The organism is Bacteroidota bacterium, assembly GCA_035506275.1.
Lineage (GTDB): Bacteria > Bacteroidota > Ignavibacteria > UBA10030 > UBA8401 > JAGVPT01.
Window position 1 is genome coordinate 193479 of sequence record DATJPT010000003.1, and the last position, 17124, is coordinate 210602.

At 54.6% G+C, this 17124-nt stretch carries 20 protein-coding genes; all 20 read left to right on the plus strand.

Annotated features, from left to right (window positions below; genetic code table 11):
• Positions 1-11: 11 nt before the first annotated feature.
• The 20 genes from fliM (at position 12) to VMF88_02270 (ending at position 17121) form a co-directional block, all read left to right on the plus strand.
• On the plus strand, positions 12-1010 hold the full coding sequence (fliM, locus tag VMF88_02175) for a flagellar motor switch protein FliM (GenBank protein HTY09855.1): 999 nt from the start codon (positions 12-14) through the stop codon (positions 1008-1010).
• A 6-nt stretch (positions 1011-1016) separates the two neighbouring features.
• A complete protein-coding gene (gene fliN, locus VMF88_02180) occupies positions 1017-1406 on the plus strand; it encodes a flagellar motor switch protein FliN (protein ID HTY09856.1) in 390 nt (129 codons plus the stop codon).
• 3 nt (positions 1407-1409) lie between these two features.
• Positions 1410-1850 (plus strand): flagellar biosynthetic protein FliO, encoded by a 441-nt coding sequence (locus VMF88_02185; protein ID HTY09857.1) that lies wholly within the window; start codon positions 1410-1412, stop codon positions 1848-1850.
• A gap of 6 nt (positions 1851-1856) precedes the next feature.
• On the plus strand, positions 1857-2618 hold the full coding sequence (gene fliP / locus VMF88_02190) for a flagellar type III secretion system pore protein FliP (protein ID HTY09858.1): 762 nt from the start codon (positions 1857-1859) through the stop codon (positions 2616-2618).
• A 10-nt stretch (positions 2619-2628) separates the two neighbouring features.
• Positions 2629-2898: a flagellar biosynthesis protein FliQ gene (fliQ, locus tag VMF88_02195; protein HTY09859.1), complete on the plus strand. Its 270-nt coding sequence runs from the start codon at positions 2629-2631 to the stop codon at positions 2896-2898.
• A 2-nt stretch (positions 2899-2900) separates the two neighbouring features.
• Positions 2901-3668 (plus strand): flagellar biosynthetic protein FliR, encoded by a 768-nt coding sequence (gene fliR, locus VMF88_02200; GenBank protein HTY09860.1) that lies wholly within the window; start codon positions 2901-2903, stop codon positions 3666-3668.
• Positions 3669-3670: 2 nt separating this feature from the next.
• Positions 3671-4762, plus strand: a complete 1092-nt coding sequence (gene flhB / locus VMF88_02205; protein ID HTY09861.1) for a flagellar biosynthesis protein FlhB — start codon at positions 3671-3673, stop codon at positions 4760-4762.
• Positions 4763-4768: 6 nt separating this feature from the next.
• On the plus strand, positions 4769-6862 hold the full coding sequence (gene flhA, locus VMF88_02210; GenBank protein HTY09862.1) for a flagellar biosynthesis protein FlhA: 2094 nt from the start codon (positions 4769-4771) through the stop codon (positions 6860-6862).
• Positions 6852-8114, plus strand: coding sequence for a flagellar biosynthesis protein FlhF (flhF, locus tag VMF88_02215; protein ID HTY09863.1), 1263 nt, complete (start codon positions 6852-6854; stop codon positions 8112-8114). Before flhA ends, flhF begins: the two co-directional genes overlap by 11 nt.
• Positions 8107-8958, plus strand: a complete 852-nt coding sequence (locus VMF88_02220) for a MinD/ParA family protein (protein HTY09864.1) — start codon at positions 8107-8109, stop codon at positions 8956-8958. Before flhF ends, VMF88_02220 begins: the two co-directional genes overlap by 8 nt.
• Positions 8955-9209 (plus strand): hypothetical protein, encoded by a 255-nt coding sequence (locus VMF88_02225; protein HTY09865.1) that lies wholly within the window; start codon positions 8955-8957, stop codon positions 9207-9209. The genes VMF88_02220 and VMF88_02225 overlap by 4 nt, the downstream gene beginning before the upstream one ends.
• A 54-nt stretch (positions 9210-9263) precedes the next feature.
• Positions 9264-10007, plus strand: a complete 744-nt coding sequence (locus VMF88_02230) for a FliA/WhiG family RNA polymerase sigma factor (GenBank protein ID HTY09866.1) — start codon at positions 9264-9266, stop codon at positions 10005-10007.
• 17 nt (positions 10008-10024) lie between these two features.
• Positions 10025-11098: an HDOD domain-containing protein gene (locus VMF88_02235; GenBank protein ID HTY09867.1), complete on the plus strand. Its 1074-nt coding sequence runs from the start codon at positions 10025-10027 to the stop codon at positions 11096-11098.
• Positions 11095-11973, plus strand: coding sequence for an HDOD domain-containing protein (locus VMF88_02240; protein ID HTY09868.1), 879 nt, complete (start codon positions 11095-11097; stop codon positions 11971-11973). Before VMF88_02235 ends, VMF88_02240 begins: the two co-directional genes overlap by 4 nt.
• 24 nt (positions 11974-11997) lie before the next feature.
• Positions 11998-13347, plus strand: coding sequence for an ATP-binding protein (locus VMF88_02245; GenBank protein HTY09869.1), 1350 nt, complete (start codon positions 11998-12000; stop codon positions 13345-13347).
• Positions 13344-14222 carry a hypothetical protein gene (locus VMF88_02250; GenBank protein HTY09870.1) on the plus strand — a complete coding sequence of 293 codons (879 nt, stop codon included), beginning with the start codon at positions 13344-13346 and terminating at the stop codon, positions 14220-14222. Before VMF88_02245 ends, VMF88_02250 begins: the two co-directional genes overlap by 4 nt.
• Positions 14219-14962 (plus strand): flagellar basal-body rod protein FlgF, encoded by a 744-nt coding sequence (gene flgF, locus VMF88_02255; GenBank protein HTY09871.1) that lies wholly within the window; start codon positions 14219-14221, stop codon positions 14960-14962. Before VMF88_02250 ends, flgF begins: the two co-directional genes overlap by 4 nt.
• Before the next feature lie 65 nt (positions 14963-15027).
• On the plus strand, positions 15028-15816 hold the full coding sequence (gene flgG / locus VMF88_02260; protein HTY09872.1) for a flagellar basal-body rod protein FlgG: 789 nt from the start codon (positions 15028-15030) through the stop codon (positions 15814-15816).
• Between the two features lie 14 nt (positions 15817-15830).
• Positions 15831-16523 carry a flagellar basal body P-ring formation chaperone FlgA gene (flgA, locus tag VMF88_02265; GenBank protein ID HTY09873.1) on the plus strand — a complete coding sequence of 231 codons (693 nt, stop codon included), beginning with the start codon at positions 15831-15833 and terminating at the stop codon, positions 16521-16523.
• Positions 16524-16527: 4 nt separating this feature from the next.
• Positions 16528-17121, plus strand: coding sequence for a flagellar basal body L-ring protein FlgH (locus VMF88_02270; GenBank protein HTY09874.1), 594 nt, complete (start codon positions 16528-16530; stop codon positions 17119-17121).
• Positions 17122-17124 lie beyond the last annotated feature (3 nt).

Here is a 17124-nt window from a genome sequence, read left to right on the forward strand (position 1 = left end):
GGTTCGGCACAGTGGCAGAGATCCTCTCGCAGCAGGAGATAGACAGCCTTTTGTCAGGCATCCCGATCGACGAGCCGAAGAGCGCACCGGTTCCCGCGCCGGGAGCAAAGACGGAGCGCGAGGCGGTGACGTTCGATTTTCGCCTTCCCCACAGGCTTTCGAAGAACCAGCTGCGGACACTCCAGGCCGTGCATGAGAATTTCAGTGAATCGTTCGCATCGTATCTCCTTGCGCGCCTGCAAACGACCGTCAGCGTTGTCGTGACGTCCGTGGACCAGCTGTTTTACTCCGAGTACGTGCTGTCGATACCGAGCCCGAGCTGCTTGTACATCTTCCGCATTTCCGACACGGATGCGTTCGCCCTGCTGGAGTTCAGCCCGCAGCTGGTGATGGCGATGGTATCGCGGCTGCTCGGGGGATCAACAGACGGAGATAAGCGGGCGCGCCAGGTCACGAAGATCGAACAGAGCTTGATCAAAGGCATCGCGCAGCGCGCCCTTGTCGATCTGCAAAAATCATGGAAGACCATCGCCGACCTCAATTTCAAGATCGACCGGTACGAAAGCGAGGGCGATTTTGCACAAATCGCCCCGACCAGCGAGATCGTCCTTGTCGTCTCGTTTGAGGTGAGCTTCGGCGATCAGAAGTTTTTAATGGGACTTTGCTTCCCGACATTTGCGCTCGAAGAAGAACTGGCCAAGCTGAACGTGCAGCATTTCAACGCGCTGCCGGGGGCAAAGAGCCAGGCGAATTGGTCGGGGCAGATCCTTAAGAATATCGGCACGACGGCAATCGAGACGATCGGCGTCCTCGGATCGACGACCATCACGCTTCGCGATCTTTTGGAGCTTGAAGCCGGAGATATTCTCAAGACCAACCTGCCGATCAGCGGCGAAGTGCAGATCACGATCGGAAACAGGCCGAGGTTGTGGGGGCGTCCCGGAGTCTCGAACGGCAGAACCGCGATCAAAGTGACGCGAACAGAACTTGAAAGCAATCAAGGAGCATAACGCACTATGGAAGAACTCGTCGAAAAGTCAGCAGCAGTAAATCCGGCCGGTGAGCCTGCCGCAAACGGCAACGTCCAGGTAGAGACCGCAAAATTTCAGCAGTTCGAATCGGGCGTTTCCAGCGCGGAGAAGGAAAAGAAGATGGATATTCTGCTCGACCTGAGCCTTCCCGTCTCGATTGAACTCGGACGAACGAACCTTGCCATCAAGGATATTCTCGACCTTCAGCGCGGATCCGTCGTCGAGTTTGAGAAATTGGCAAGCGAGCCCGTGGACATCCTGATCAATGGCAGGAAGATGGCTGAAGGTGAAGTCGTTGTCATCGAGAAGCATTTCGCCATCCGTATCACGAGCCTCGTGGAAGCGTCCGAACGGGTAAAAAACCTGGGGAAATAACGTATGGGATGGGTTCTTCTAAAAACATTGGCGTCGCTGGCAGCAGTTCTCGGACTGATGTTCGTACTCGTGATCGTGCTGAAAAAAACTATGGGGGGCTTCCAGACATCGAAGGCTGCGCTGATCAGCGTTGACCTGCTTGGCCACCGCATGCTGCAGCCAAAACGTTCGATCGTCGTCGTCAAGGTATTGAATAAGATCATGATCATCGGAATGACCGAAGAGGGAATGACAATGCTTGGCGAGATCGGCGATGCCGATATTCTCCATTGGGTCGATGCAACGATGGCTGAAACCGCCAGTGGATCCGGCGGTTCTTCCGCGAAGGCAGGCACCGGCGTCCCGTTCGTGGAATATCTCAGCCGCAATATCGGGATCCTTCGTCCCAGAAGCCGCCGGGGAGCCGCCGGAAACCTTCGTCCGGAAATTGAGGGAGAAAATTGATCGATGATGAAATTCCCGGTTAAAAATTTTGCGATGATCCTTTTTCTTCTCCTCATGATCGGAAGCGAAGCCGCGGCCCAGCAAACCCCGCTCCCTCTCCCGAAGCTTTCGATCGAGGTCGGCAAAGCGACGAAGCCGGAAGATGTCTCCGTGACCCTTCAGATCCTTCTGCTGATGACGATCTTGTCGCTGGCTCCGGCGATCCTGATCCTCACGACCGCTTTTACGCGCATCATCGTCGTGTTCTATTTCGTCAAACAAGCGCTCGGCACGCCGCAGATGCCCCCGGCTCAGATTCTCGTCGGCCTCGCGATGTTCCTGACATTCTTCATTATGGCCCCCGTGTGGAGCAAGGTCAATACCGCCGCGGTGCAGCCGTACCTCGATAAGAAGATCAGCCTCAACGAAGCGTACGACCGGGGCGTCGATCCGCTTCGTGAGTTCATGTTCAAACAAACGCGCGAAGAAGACCTCGCAATGTTTGTAAAAATGGCCAGCCTCCAAAAACCGAACAGCAAGAACGACGTGCCGACGTACGTCGTCGTTCCGGCGTTTGCGATCAGCGAATTGCGGACCGGGTTTCAGATCGGGTTTATCATTTTCATTCCCTTTCTCATCATCGACATCGTGGTATCGAGCATTCTGATGTCCATGGGAATGATGATGCTGCCGCCGGCGATGATCTCCATGCCGTTCAAGATATTGCTGTTTATCCTGGTGGACGGATGGCATCTCGTGGTCAGCTCGGTCATGGCGAGTTATCAATAAAGGATCGGCTATGTCGGAAGAATTTATCGTCCATATTTTTCGCGAATCGTTTTACACCATGCTGCTCGTCTCGGCGCCGGTGCTGCTGGTCTCCCTGGTGATCGGGTTGGTGATCTCGGTCTTTCAAGCAGCAACGTCGATCCAGGAGTTTACGCTGACCTTTGTTCCAAAATTGATCGCCGTCGCCATTGTCGTCGTTCTGACGCTCCCTTGGATCATCGATATTCTTGTGGCGTTTACGATAAACCTGTACAGCCAAATTCCGAATCTGGCCCGCTAACGATGGAAATCTACGTCCAACAATTTCTTCTCTTTCTGGTCATCTTCGCGCGGATCACGGCGCTTGTCGTCGTGGCCCCGTTTTTCGGCCACCAGGGCGTTCCCGTTCAGGTGAAAGCCGGCCTCGGCACCCTCTTGTCGTTCATCCTCTATCCCATGATCTCCCAGCATCCGGCTCCCGTGGACCTTGAGCTTCTTCCGTTCTTCGTCCTCGTGCTGCAGGAAGTGATGGTTGGGGTCCTGCTGGGATTCGGGCTCGGCATTCTCTTCTCGGGCATCCAGTATGCCGGCGAGTTGATTTCGTTCAACATCGGGCTTTCCGTCGCGACGATGTTCAGCGCCGATGAGAACCAGCAATCGCCCATTATCAGCGAGTTCGTGTCTCTTTTTGCAATGCTGGTGTTCCTCCTTTTGAACGGACATCATTTTGTTCTCCAGGCGCTCCGTCTGACCTATGACACGGTCCCGATCGGAACGTTCGCATTCAGCAAGCCGCTGGCGGATCATATCGTCGGCTTCGGCTCGATGATGTTTGTCGTTGCCGTAAAGATCGCCGCCCCGGTGATGGTCGCTGAATTCCTCACGAACGTCGGCCTCTCCATCATGGCGCGCGTCATGCCGCAGGCAAACGTATTCATCGTCAGCTTTCCGCTCAGCATCGGCGTCGGATTGATCGTCCTCTTTTCTTCGGCGCCGTTCATGCTCTTTGTTTTTAAGAAGCTGTTGTTGGGGTTTGAAGACAATATTCTCGAACTGGTGAAAGTTCTGTAACCATGGCTGAAGACGCGGTTTCATCACAGGAAAAGACAGAAGAAGCGACTCCGCACAAGCGCGAAGAGAGCAGAAAGAAGGGTTCCGTTGCCCGCAGCTTGGAAATGAACTCGGCGTTTATTCTTGTCTTTGGCCTGCTCATCCTTTACTTCGGAGGGGCCGCCCTCGCGTCCAGCATTGCCTCGTTGACGCAATCGGTCCTCTCGAATTCCGCTACGATCACAATATCGAAAGAAAGCGTCCACTATTATTCAGTTCAGGGAATTCTTGCATGTCTTTATCTGCTTGCTCCGGTGCTGATCGGACTGCTCGTCGTCGGTTTTGCGGCGAGTGTAGCGCAGGTAGGGTTCTATTTTTCGCCGGAAGCGCTCGCCGTAAAATGGAACAAGCTGAATCCATTTACCGGCATGCAGAAAGTCATGATTTCACGGCGCGCGATGGCCGAAATGCTGAAGAACTTGATGAAGGTGGTCATTATCGCCCTCGTCGGATATTTCTCCGTCTCCGGCGCAATGGGCGATACCCTCTCGCTGATGGACGGCGATGTCCGGGGGATCCTGACATTCCTCGTCAGTGCTTCGCTTTCTGCCGGTTTCAAGATGGGGCTGGCCTTCTTGGCCCTCGCATTGTTCGATTATCTCTTCCAGAGATTCGAGTTTGAAAGAGATATCAGAATGACCAAGCAGGAAGTGAAGGAAGACACGAAGATGACCGAAGGAGATCCGCTGGTGCGGGGGCGCATCAGGTCCGTGCAAAAGCAGATCGCCTACAAACGGATGATGCATGATGTTCCGAAAGCGGATGTCGTCGTGACGAACCCGACACACGTTGCGGTTGCGCTGAAGTATGAGGCGGGAAAAATGGACGCACCAAGAGTCGTCGCGAAAGGGGCGGAATTGATCGCCCAGCGGATCAAGGAGATCGCCCGGGAGCATAAGGTGCCTATCGTAGAGGACAAGGTCCTCGCCCGCGCGCTGTATTCATCCGTCGATATCGGCGAAGCGATCCCGGAAAAACTCTTCCAGGCAGTGGCGCAGCTGCTTGCCTATATTTTCCGGATGAGGAATTCAAAGTACACCTATAAACCGTACTAACGAAGCATGGAAGCAGCGGCCCAAACAGTTGACGCACCCAGAAGCGGATCCCCGTTCGATCTGATCCGGAAGAACAGCGACATCGTCCTTGCAGCCGGCGTCATTCTTATCCTTGCGTTGATGATCCTTCCGATTCCCGCCATGCTGCTCGACGTTCTCTTGGCTCTCAACATCACCGGGGCGATTCTGATCCTTCTTGTCTCAATGTATATCAATGGTCCGCTGGAACTCTCGGTATTCCCGGGCTTGCTCCTTTTGCTGACGATTTTCCGTCTTTCGTTGAACGTGGCTTCCACGCGCCTCATCCTTGGCGAAGGCTATGCGGGAGAAGTGATCAACGCATTCGGATCGTTCGTGGTAAAAGGGAATTATGTCGTCGGGTTCGTGATCTTTCTGATCCTCGTGTTGATCCAGTTCATCGTCATCGTCAAAGGCGCGGGAAGAATTTCTGAAGTGGCGGCCCGGTTCACCCTCGACGCCATGCCCGGAAAGCAGATGGCCATCGATGCCGATATGAATGCCGGGCTGATCAACGAGGTGGAAGCCCGCGAACGCCGCGCTCAGATCGCCCGTGAAGCCGAGTTCTTCGGCGCCATGGACGGCGCGAGCAAATTTGTCAAAGGGGATGCGATTGCCGGACTGCTGATCAACGTGATCAATATTCTCGGCGGGTTCATCATCGGCGTCGCGCAGCGAGGATTGTCGTTTACGGACTCGCTGCACAACTATACGCTCCTGACGGTCGGCGATGGGCTCGTCACCCAAATCCCTGCTCTTGTTGTGGCGACGGCGGCTGGCATGGTCGTTACCCGGGGAGGTTCCGGGACCCAGCTGGACAAAGAGATCCGTCAGCAGTTGTTCGGCCGGCCGAAAGCGCTCCTCATTGCGTCCGGCGCTCTTTTTCTGTTCGCCGTCGTTCCGGGTCTGCCGACGATTCCGTTCCTTCTTCTTTCGGGGCTGGCCGGATCCGCCGGCTATGTCACCATGAAAAATAAGCCGGTCAAAAAGAAACCCGCTCCCGCCCCTCCCGCCGCTGAAAAGAAGGAAGAGCGCGTCGAGGACTATGTGCAGGTCGATTCGCTTGAGCTTGAGATCGGGTACGGATTGATCTCTCTCGTGGACAATGCGCAAGGAGGGGACCTTTTCAACCGCATAACCAACATCCGCAAGCAGCTTGCGCTTGAGCTCGGCATCGTGATTCCCCCCGTCCGCGTGCGCGACAATCTGCAGCTCGAGCCGAACCAGTATGTCGTGAAGATCCGTGGAAACGTCGTTGCGACCGACCGTCTGGTCATGGACCGCCTCCTTGCGATGAACGCCGCAGGCGGCGAAGAGCACATCGACGGCATCTCGGTGAAGGAACCTGCGTTTGGCTTGCCGGCGCTGTGGATACGGTCGAACGAACGAGAGCATGCCGAGATCAGCGGCTACACCGTTGTCGAGCCTTCAGCGGTTCTCTCAACTCACCTGCAGGAGATCTTGCGCCGGAACGCGGATAAGATCTTGGGAAGACAAGACACTAAAAAACTGATCGAGAATTTGAAGAAAGATTACCCGGCCGTCGTCGAAGACCTGACCCCGGAGCTTTTGCCGACCGGCACCGTGCAAAAAGTTCTTCAGAATCTTCTCAAGGAAGGGATACCGATTCGCGACCTTGTGACCATTCTGGAATCGCTCGTCGATTATGCGCGTGTCACGAGGAATGTCGACGTCCTGACGGAGTATGTGCGGCATTCTCTTTCCGAGACGATCGCCCACATGTACCGCGATCAAAAAGGCGTCATCCGCGCGATCGTTCTCGGACCGAGGCTTGAACAGTTGATCACCAATGCCCTGCAGAACCAGCGGGAAAGCAGTCCGAGCCTCGGCCTTTCGCCGGCGATGATCGAATCCATTCACAAAGGACTAACGGAAAAAGTCGAGCAGTCGATCGCTTCGGGGCTTCGTCCGATCGTGCTCTGCGCAGCTACCGTACGGACATATTTATACCGTTTGATTCATACAGCATTTCCGGCCGTTGTCGTTCTGTCGTTTACGGAATTACCGGCTGAAACAGAAATTGAATTCACAGGAAAATTGGAGATAAACCATGAGAATTAAAAAATTCGTTGGAGCAACAATAAAAGAAGCGACCGAACAGATGAAACAGGAACTGGGTCCGGAGGCGATCATCTTGAACACGAAAAAGATATCCAACGGCAAGCACTTTAATTTTCTCGGAAAAGAAATGCTGGAGGTGACCGGCGCGATCGACGACCAGCCGGCCCAGCGGCCCGTTGCGGTTCCGGTCGGCGGCGACGAGAACGGTTTCAACGGTCTCCTTCAGCGGGCGGCTGTGGCCAGCGTGAAAGAACCCACGGCCAGCGACACACTGGAAGGGCTGAAGAATATCGCCGAGCGATTTGAGAAAAGGGGAGTGAAAGTTGACGACAACAAGCCTCTGCTTTCTGCGGAAAGAGTTGAAATCAATGATCTAAGGACCGAAATGGAGGAGATGAAGAGCGCGCTGGAGTCCATTGCCGAGCACTTCAAATATTCAAAAATGCCGGCTCTCCCGCCGAACCTTCAGCAAGCGTATCGAACCTTGGTGCAGAATGACGTGGATGAACAGCTTGCCGCCGACCTCGTGCAGGTAGTCTACGGAAAGCTCGATTCCCCCCAGCGCGATAACAAGCAGGCGATCGAACGATGCCTCCTTGCTGAGATCGCCGGGCTTTTGACTACGGCTCAGCCGCCCAAAGAGAAATCAAAGCGCCCTCGCATCATCGCGCTTGTCGGGGCGACCGGCGTCGGCAAGACCACCACGATCGCAAAACTCGCTGCGATCGGAAAACTGGTCCAGCATCTCAACATCGGCCTGATCTCCGCAGACACATACCGCATCGGCGCTATTGAACAGCTCCGGACCTTTGCCAGCATTGCCGATATTCCGATGGAGGTCGTGTACAAGGCGTCGGAGATGTCCGCCGCATTGAAAAAGTTCAGCACAAAGGACGTTGTTTTTGTCGACACGGTCGGACGCAACCAGCGGATGAAGACCGAGCTTGGGGAGTTGAAGAAGCTGATCCAGTCTCTTGATCCTGACGAGATTCATCTCGTTCTCAGTGCGCCGACAAACAAGCGGACAATGTTCGACGTGATCGAAAAATTCGGCGCTCTGAAGCCGAACAGAATAATCCTTTCAAAGGTCGATGAAGCGGTCGCTCTCGGTGCGATGCTGAATATTACGCTTCACACACGATTGCCGATTTCCTTTGTCACCACGGGACAAGGCGTGCCCGACGACATCATGCTCGCCGATTCCGAGAAGCTCGCTCGAATGATTTTTCCAGGGACCCTAGCTCATGCGTGAACAATCTGCCATCATCGATCAAGCGGCGCGGTTGCGGGAAATTGCCCTCAGCAGCTACAACGTTCAGGCGGCTGCGATGCCGTACCGCATTTGCGTTACGAGCGGAAAGGGGGGCGTCGGCAAAAGCACCGTCGCGCTCAATCTTGCGATCGCGCTGGCGAGCTTCGGGCAAAAGGTCCTTCTCGTCGACGCCGATTCAAACCTCGGAAACCTCGACGTTCTCCTGGGGATCGCTCCTCGATACCGCCTGGGGCATATCCTCCATGGGAAGATCGACATCGAGGATGCGCTGGTCAATCCGTTTCCGAACCTCAAGATACTTCCGGGAAGCTCGGGGGATCTCGACTATCCCGAAATGACCGCGATCGTCCAACAGCGCTTCCTTCAGGACCTCTTTTCGCTCGAAGAACATTTTGACCTCCTGTTCATCGATACGTCGGCGGGCCTCTCGAGAGAGACGATCACCTATGCCCTCGAATCCGACGAAACGGTGGTCGTGACAAGCATCGAGCCGACCTCGGTGATGGATTCGTACGCGGTCATCAAAACCATCACCGTCTCCCGCCCCGATGAACGGATCTCGGTTCTCATGAACGCGGCGCAGATTCCGGCCCAGGCGGACGAAACAGTGCAGAAACTGCGGATGGCCGTCGACCATTTTTTGAAACGCGACATCGGATATTTAGGATCGATCCCTTTTGACGTGGACATGAAGAATGCCGTGTTGGCGCAGGAACCTGTCCTGAAGAGGTATCCGGCGAGCGCGGCATCGCTTTCTCTCCGGTCCGCGGCGCAGACAATTATCAACCAATCCCTTATTTCTGACGTAGGAAGGCAACAATGAAAACAATTGTGTTTGAATTAGGCTTGCTGGCATTCTTCGTATCGGCGGTCATCTTCGGAGCCGAAGGCTCGAACCTGTTCGATATGATCTCCCGGGCGTTCATCGTCTTCATCGGCGTCGAACTTGCTGCGACGACGATCCTCGCGATGATCGTTCCGCGTCCGCGAAACAGGGAAACTGAATTGCATGACGCTGCAGCCGACCTCCAGTCTGCAAAACGGCGGGGACCGGCCGTGCAGGCAAAAGCATAACCGATAGCGGAAGGAACTCTTGGAAGAAACAGTGTACTTCAAGACCATTGAACGATGCGTAACGGCTCTCACATAATTGATCCACCGGTTGCTGAAGGGAAGAAGGCAATTCACCAGAAGATGTTCTTCGATAATCTCGGACTGGTGAATTTTGTCGTGAACAAGATCGGTTTCGCGTCATTCAGGTCATCCGCAGCATTGGAACGGGCGGATCTGGTGCAGTTCGGCATTATGGGATTGCTAGATGCCATCGAACGGTTCAATCCCGAGCGCGGGGTGCAATTTCAAACCTATGCCGTCAGCAGGATCAAAGGCTCAATTCAGGATGAGCTGAGAAAACTCGATTGGGTTCCCCGTTCGGTCCGCAAGGCCGAGCGCCACGCGGAGGCCATCGCCCAGCGTGCAGGGCAAGCGGAAAGCCGAACGACCACCGCGGCGGATATTGCTCAACGCTTGAACCTCTCGCTGGAGCGTTATGCTGAGATTCTTCAGCACATAAATAAGACATCCGGAATACTTCCCGACGAACCGGAATATGCGTCACGGCTCGACGCTCTTTCTACCGATGAAAAAGATGATCCGTCGGAGATCACGCATCAACAGCAGCTGAAGAGCACCATCGTCGGTGCGGTGGAACAGCTTCCGGAAAGGGACAGGCTCGTCGTCATGCTCTATTATTATGAAGACCTTACGTTCAAAGAAATAGCCGCCGTGCTGCGGATCTCAGAATCACGGGTATTTCAAATCCATTCAGCGGTGCTGAATAATTTGCGCACGCTCCTTGCGGGCTCGCTTTAGTAAACGGAGCAACGGACATGAAAACTTTAGAACTCAACCAATTTCCGCTCGATATTAAAACGCGAATGGCCCCGGCCCCGACAGTCGTCGGCGAGATCATGAATCTGGCAAGCGACCCGCGAACGAGCGTTGCCCGGCTTTCTTCTATTCTATTGAAGGACCCGTCGCTGACAAAGGGAATCTTGCGCAAAGCCAATTCCCCGTACTATGGATTTTTCAACAGGATCAATTCGCTTGATTTCGCAATCGTGCTCCTCGGCTTTGACGTCCTGAAGGAGACGGTCTCGAGCCTTCTCGTCAACAATGCGCTCCGCAAGATCGTGAACATCCTGTTCGAGTACGAAGAGACATGGAGCCACTCCCTTGCGTGCGGCCTGATAGCGGGATACGTGGCGGAGAATTCGAAGCAATGCGACTCGAACGACGCATTCATCGCAGGACTTCTCCATGATATAGGTTATGTCATTCTCCATCAGTATTTGAACGAAGACCCGGAGGCGATCCGCTACACGAAAAACGGGCGGCTCCGCACATCGGTAGAAGCGGCCTCGGGGGTGAGCCACAACGAAGCAGGTTTCTGGATCGCCACACGGTGGCAGCTCCCTCCGCGGATCGCGGAAGCGATACAGTGCCATCATGCTCCCCGTGCTGCAACGATCGATCCGGCATTGACCGCAGTGGTGCACGCCGCCGACGTTCTTTGTTCTCATCTTCAGATCGGCAGATTTTCACATGACGGGACCTTGTCCTATGATCAGGCTGCGATTGAGCTCATTAAATTTGACGAAGCATCGCTCGACCGTGATCAGCTTGAACGCTATTGCAAACAGATGAGGTCAGATATCGACGGCGGGCAGTCGCTGGACGATATCGTCAACGAGATTAAGGAGAGATTTGTGGACGCGATGGGAAACCTCGCGGAAAAGGAGAGGGTCGTTCTTGCTCTGTACTACTATGAAAATATCTCCTTCCTCGAGATAGGACGAGTCCTCAAACTCGATGAGCCTGCGGTCGCCGAGCTTCACGACCGGGCAGTGACGACGCTAAAAAACGTACTTTGGAATATTCAGCCACAGAGAGCAGCGCTATGATGACACCAGAACAAATACACGAAAAAGTCAAAACGATTATCCAGCTCCCGGCGCTTCCATCGATCGCGCTTGAAGTCGTCGAACTGGTCGACAACCCGAGGACGAGCGCATCAAAGCTGGGCCGGGTGATCTCTTCGGACCAGGCGCTTACGGCCAAAGTTCTGAAGATCGCGAATTCGCCGTTTTACGGTTTTCCGAAGAAGATCTCGACGATCGATTTTGCCATCATCGTTCTCGGTTTTGACGCGTTGAAGGAGATCGTCATCAGCATCTCGCTCGTGAGTTCCCTCCAGAAGAAATCGGACAATTACTTCGACGCCCGCGTGTTTTGGGATCATGCGATCTCGACCGGCGTCATCGCACGGAGGCTTGCCCGTGACCTGCATTACCGCATCAGCGGAGAGGTCTTCGTGGGAGGTCTCCTCCATGACATGGGTATTTCGGTGCTCCACCGCTATTTCTCGAATGAATACAAGCGCATTATGGACATCGTCCGTGACTCCGAGCTCTCCATGCTTGAAGCGGAAGAGAGCGTTTTGGGGGTCACCCACGCCGAGGTCGGCGGCTGGCTGGCAGAACGCTGGAACATGCCGGACCATCTGGTCGAAGCGATCGCACTCCATCATCAGCCGTCAAAAGCGACGCTGAACCCCGACCTTGTCGCGCTGATCCATGTTGCCGATGTCATCGCCCTGCAGCTCAACGCGAATACGCCGGTGGAGTTCGATAAAGGGGCGGCGTACGACCCGCTGGCGCTCGAACGCCTGCAGCTGTCGGATGAGAATGTGCTCAAAGAGTATATGTCGGAATACGGTGAAGTGATCCAGAGCGATGTTGAGGAAGTCACCGCATTCGTTTCAGGCAGAGGGTACTAAGCGATGAAAAAACCGACGGAAAAAATGAAAAGCCGAAACGAACTTCTCGACGAGGCGCTCCCGCAATTCGAATCGTTCATCGAGAGCAGGGAAAAGTATATCAAAGCGCTGGAAACGACGATCCAGGCGCTGCGGCAGGAGAACGCCAGCTTCAACAAGAACAACCTCGCGATCCGGAGCTCGATCGATGAGCTCGTTGCAATGCAGCGGTTGTCGAACATTGTGAGCACGGCAGTCAGTCCAGAAACCATCCTTGCCACGTTGTTCGATCTGACCCAGCAGGTCATCCCGGTCCTGGAATCGAACATTTTCCTCCTTGATACTGCCTCCAACACGTTGCTTCCGCTTTCTTCCGGACAGGACCCGCGGTTGAAAGATGAAGCGCAGCAGCAGCTTGAATCGGGGATCTGCGATTGGGTGTTCAGCGAGAAGAAGACGGTGATCATTCCCGACCTTGAGAGCCTCGTTGCAACAGGCACCGCAAAAAATTTCGTCATCGTTCCGCTCATTCTGCGCAACCGGTCGATCGGCATCTATCTGATCCATACCGAGAAGCCCCAGCAGGATTTCTCGAATCAGGATATTCAGCTGCTGTCGGTCCTTGCGAATCAGGCCGCGGCAGGCGTGGAAAACTGGCGGACGTACGAGGATCTGGTCAACGCCAACAAGCAATTGAAGGCGTCCGAAGCCCAGATGATCCAGGCTGCAAAGCTGGCCGCCATCGGCGAGCTCGCGGCGAGCATCGTCCATGAGATCAAGAATCCCGTCCAGGTGCTCATGCTTCAGATGGATATGATGCAGCGCGGCGTCGCGCTCCCGAACGGCCTCGACCTGGTACGGCAGCATGTACAGCGATTGAGCATGATCACGAAACGGCTCATGAATTTCTCCCGCAATGTCTCCGAAGAGGTCTTGACGCAGCCCACCGACATCAACAAAGCCATCGAGGATGTTGTCGCAATGGTGCAGCATGAGTACCGTTCCGACAAAATAGAGATCGAGCTCGCTCTCTCGACGGACCTGCCGATGGTCGTCGGCAATTCGAATTATCTCCAGCAGGTCTTTCTTAACCTGGCGATCAATGCCCGCGATGCCATGCCGCATGGAGGGAAAATCTTTATCTCGAGCATGCTCGAAGGGTTCAATGTGATGGTGCGGTTCTCGGACACCGGCTGCGGCATCACGGCGGAAAACCTGGACAAGATCTTTCAGCCCTTTTTTACGACCAAAGGAGAGGGCAAAGGAACCGGCCTCGGTCTGGCCATCTCCCGCAACATAATCTCTCAGCATCAGGGGCAGATGAGAGTTGAGAGCGAATTGAACAAGGGGACAACGTTCATTATTACACTTCCAATTCGGAGGACAATTCAATGAGGAAGGTTTTTGATACGATGGTCAGGAATTCTCTTACCGTCATCACACTGCTTGCAGCGGTCAATCTCAGCATCGCAAGTGCAACAGAGGCCGGACGTGTGAATGTCGCTGTCCTAAAAAAACCGCCGGTCATCCAGGGGTTCCATGGTCTGGCCGTCCAGCACGCACAGATTCCACTGCAGCCCGCAAGGAACGTCATGCTGCCGAAGGGAGCAGTCCCCGCCGGACATAACTCCTTGACATCGCCTGCTGTGCCGCCCTCGTATACAGCGCTTGAAAGCAAAACGCTTCCGGGGTCGAGAGAATTGTCCGGCGAAGGTCCGCAGAGTCCTTCGCAGAATGGCGAGGATCAAACTGTATCAGAAAAAAGTAGTTCCGCCGAAGCGGAGACCGCCGGAAGTGCACAGATCTTTTTGCTGGCGGCTGCCTTGTGCTCGGCGCTGGCCGGGACGACGGTCGTATTATATGTGATATCAAAGCGGTCGTATCAAAAGGAGGAAGCAAAGACTGTTTCCGCCGAACTAAAAGAAGCGGCGCGGCTGAAAGAACCGATGCCGGCAAGAGCCGAACGGAAGTCCGTCGAGCAGGTTGACGTCAGCGTCGCCGAAGAACCGGTCCCGGAAGAACCGGCCGTTGAACTTGCTCAGCGTTTTCAGCGAGGGCAAGGAGAAATGCAGCTCCTGCTTAATATGCAGGCCCGCGAAAGCGGCGAAGCCCCGGCTGCGCGGTTGCTTCAGATCATTCCGCAGACCGCGGGGAAGGAAAAGACCAGGAAGGGGACGAAGAGACTCGGCGTGGGAAAAGGCGAAGCCGAGCTTTTGGCGCGTCTTCAACACTACGGCGTTTCAACCAACCATCCACAGAGGATGCTATGATCAAAGGAATTTATGCGTCCGGTTCGGGCATGATGCCCCGAATGCTCAAGCTCGAAGTGATCGCGAACAACCTTGCGAACATCAACACGGCTGGCTTCAAGAAAGATAATATTTTTGTTCAGATCATGAAGGATACCGGCGTGGCTCAGACAAAAGGGAGCGGAGACTTATCGGGGTTGAACGTCAGGGAATATACCGACTTCTCCGAAGGGTCGATGAACCCAACGAGCAACAAACTTGACCTTGCTATCCAGGGTTCCGGCTTCTTCGTAGCTCAAACTCCGAACGGGCTGCGCTACACGAGAAATGGAAGCTTCACCCTGTCCGCCAACGGGACGATCGTGACCTCTCAGGGATATCCGGTGATGGGAGCCGGCGGACCGCTTCAGATCCCCGATCTGGAAAAGATGTCGCAAGGGGACCTTTCGATCAACGAGACCGGAGAAGTCACTCTCGATGGGAAGAAAATCGGGCGGATGCAGATCGCTACCTTTGATGATCCTTCCGTTTTGAAAAAAGACGGGGGTACATATTTCAGCGCGGACAGCGGCGAGCAATTAGGCGCGGCGGACGGGAAAAATATTTCAATCCGCCAGGGTTATCTTGAAGAGTCGAATGTCAACGGAATCGAAGAGATGGTGCAGATGATCGAATTGAGCAGGAGCTTCGAGTCTGCCCAGAAGACGATGATCTCGCAGGATGGGACACTCGACAAAGCGAACGACGTCGGGAAATTATAGAGCGGCGCGCGCCCATTCGCGTGCGGAATGAACCGGCAAGAATACATTATTTATAGGAGATAGCAATGAACAGAGCACTGAGAACGGCGGCGACGGGAATGTACGGCCAACAATTGAACGTCGATATTATCGCAAACAATCTTGCGAACGTGAACACCACCGGCTTTAAGAAAAATCGCCCGGATTTCCAGGACTTGATGTATCAAACCTTGAAGACGAATGAAATTTCGGACAACCCGAATCTCCAGCAGCCGGCCGAAATCCAGATCGGCAACGGAACGGTACCGGTGGCGACGCCGAAGAGCTTTGCCCAGGGTGATATTCAGCCGACAAAGAATCCGCTGGACATCGCAATTCAGGGAGACGGCTTTTTCCAGATCCGGCAGACCGACGGAACGACAGCGTACTCACGCGACGGATCGTTCCAGGTCTCAGGGGAAGGAACCCTGGTCACCGCCCAAGGATTCATTGTCGAGCCCGGTCTGACGATTCCGTCCGACACGACCAGCATCAGTGTTTCGCCGGATGGAACCATCAATGCCACAGTCGCCGGCCAGAGTACGCCGACAAAAGTCGGCCAGCTTGAGCTCGCAAAGTTCGTCAACCCCGTCGGATTGAATCCGATCGGGGGAAACCTGTATACGGAGACCTCTTCTTCGGGAAAGGCGATCTTAGGAGCTCCCGGGACGGAAGGGTTCGGTTCGCTGGTTCCCCAATCGCTCGAATCTTCCAACGTCGATGTGGTCGAGGAAATGGTGAGCATGATCGTTGCGCAGCGGGCGTACGAGATCAACTCGAAAACGATCCAGACCGTTGAAGACATGCTGACCATGGCAAATAATCTTCAGCGATAATTAGGGACGGTCCAATGAGCTGCATTTGCGGCATAGCGAGCTTCATCTTTTTCGGATGGACGAATATTGTCGACGCGACCGAGATTAAGGACGCGGTCTCCGCCTTCGTAATTTCACGGCTGGATTCGACGCTGCGGCGAGATGCCGTCATTGAATTTCGCAGCGGACTTGAATCAGTAAAGGTTTCGGGGAGCGATCATGCCATACGGATCGAACCTCAGGAAGAAATTAAGATGCGCGGCGCGTTTTGTCTTCCCGTAGAGATATCCAGCGACGGAAAAGTTGAACGGAGGATGGTGGTGTCGCTCAAGGTACGGCTTTTCGGCCAGGTGCTCGTGTGCAGTCGGCAATTGGACCGGCATGCGTCTATTGCGGACGGGGACATTGCTTCCCGTTATGCCGAGCTGACCTCGCTCCCCGATGATATTATTTTGAACAAAGAGCAGCTGGCCGGAAAGCGAACATCGAGGATCATTGGAGAGGGCTCGATCCTGAAGGAGAGTTCCCTAGAATTAATGCCCCTGGTCTTTCGTGGAGAATCAGTTACGCTGCTCGTCCGCGCCGGAAAGGTGAAAGTTTCGATGCAGGCGACCGCCAAAGATGACGGGGTGTTCGGGAGTCTGATCGAAGTGCAAAAGATCGATTCTCACGAACGCATAAAAGCGGTGGTCATTGACGACCACACAGTACAAGTCACGACGGAGTAAGCTTATGGAAAAGAAATTGATCCTGATGCCGGTTATCGCCTGTCTTTTTGCCGCAAACGGAGCATTATCGCAGGACCTGAGGGAAAATCTCTCGCGCTCGCTTTTCTCCGACCAGAAAGCGAATCATGTCGGAGATGCGGTGACGATCCTCGTGGTGGAATCATCCAGCGCGTCGAATTCCGTGCAAACGTCGGCATCAAGGGCCAGCAATTTTTCTTTGACGGCGAACGGCGGAATGACGACGGCGAATGCCAATCCGCTCTCGGGCGCCAGTGCGACAGCTGGGACGCAGAATTCTTTCGCAGGGCAGGGGGCGACGTCGAGCGCCGGTTCGATCCAAGCTCAAGTGAGCGCGACCGTAGATTCAGTCCTGCCGAACGGCAATCTCTATGTGGTCGGCAACAGGACGATCGTGATCAATGGTGAGGAACAGATCATCAAGATCTCCGGGGTGATCCGTCCGTCGGATATCCAGACCGATAACAGCGTCTACTCATACAATATTTCCGACGCAACGATCATTTTTAAGGGGAGCGGCATCGTTTCCCGCGTGCAGGAACCGGGCTGGCTGACAAAATTTTTCCACTGGATTTTCTGAGAG

Bases quoted from the DNA above. Each gene is read 5' to 3' on its own strand.
- VMF88_02270 (HTY09874.1), top strand. From the start codon at position 16,528: ATGGAAAAGAAATTGATCCTGATGCCGGTTATCGCCTGTCTTTTTGCC.
- fliR (HTY09860.1), top strand. From the start codon at position 2,901: ATGGAAATCTACGTCCAACAATTTCTTCTCTTTCTGGTCATCTTCGCG.
- flhF (HTY09863.1), top strand. From the start codon at position 6,852: ATGAGAATTAAAAAATTCGTTGGAGCAACAATAAAAGAAGCGACCGAA.
- fliN (HTY09856.1), top strand. From the start codon at position 1,017: ATGGAAGAACTCGTCGAAAAGTCAGCAGCAGTAAATCCGGCCGGTGAG.
- VMF88_02185 (HTY09857.1), top strand. From the start codon at position 1,410: ATGGGATGGGTTCTTCTAAAAACATTGGCGTCGCTGGCAGCAGTTCTC.
- flgF (HTY09871.1), top strand. From the start codon at position 14,219: ATGATCAAAGGAATTTATGCGTCCGGTTCGGGCATGATGCCCCGAATG.
- flgA (HTY09873.1), top strand. From the start codon at position 15,831: ATGAGCTGCATTTGCGGCATAGCGAGCTTCATCTTTTTCGGATGGACG.
- VMF88_02250 (HTY09870.1), top strand. From the start codon at position 13,344: ATGAGGAAGGTTTTTGATACGATGGTCAGGAATTCTCTTACCGTCATC.
- VMF88_02240 (HTY09868.1), top strand. From the start codon at position 11,095: ATGATGACACCAGAACAAATACACGAAAAAGTCAAAACGATTATCCAG.
- flhA (HTY09862.1), top strand. From the start codon at position 4,769: ATGGAAGCAGCGGCCCAAACAGTTGACGCACCCAGAAGCGGATCCCCG.
- flgG (HTY09872.1), top strand. From the start codon at position 15,028: ATGAACAGAGCACTGAGAACGGCGGCGACGGGAATGTACGGCCAACAA.
- flhB (HTY09861.1), top strand. From the start codon at position 3,671: ATGGCTGAAGACGCGGTTTCATCACAGGAAAAGACAGAAGAAGCGACT.
- VMF88_02245 (HTY09869.1), top strand. From the start codon at position 11,998: ATGAAAAGCCGAAACGAACTTCTCGACGAGGCGCTCCCGCAATTCGAA.
- fliQ (HTY09859.1), top strand. From the start codon at position 2,629: ATGTCGGAAGAATTTATCGTCCATATTTTTCGCGAATCGTTTTACACC.
- VMF88_02235 (HTY09867.1), top strand. From the start codon at position 10,025: ATGAAAACTTTAGAACTCAACCAATTTCCGCTCGATATTAAAACGCGA.
- VMF88_02230 (HTY09866.1), top strand. From the start codon at position 9,264: ATGCGTAACGGCTCTCACATAATTGATCCACCGGTTGCTGAAGGGAAG.
- VMF88_02220 (HTY09864.1), top strand. From the start codon at position 8,107: ATGCGTGAACAATCTGCCATCATCGATCAAGCGGCGCGGTTGCGGGAA.
- fliP (HTY09858.1), top strand. From the start codon at position 1,857: ATGAAATTCCCGGTTAAAAATTTTGCGATGATCCTTTTTCTTCTCCTC.
- VMF88_02225 (HTY09865.1), top strand. From the start codon at position 8,955: ATGAAAACAATTGTGTTTGAATTAGGCTTGCTGGCATTCTTCGTATCG.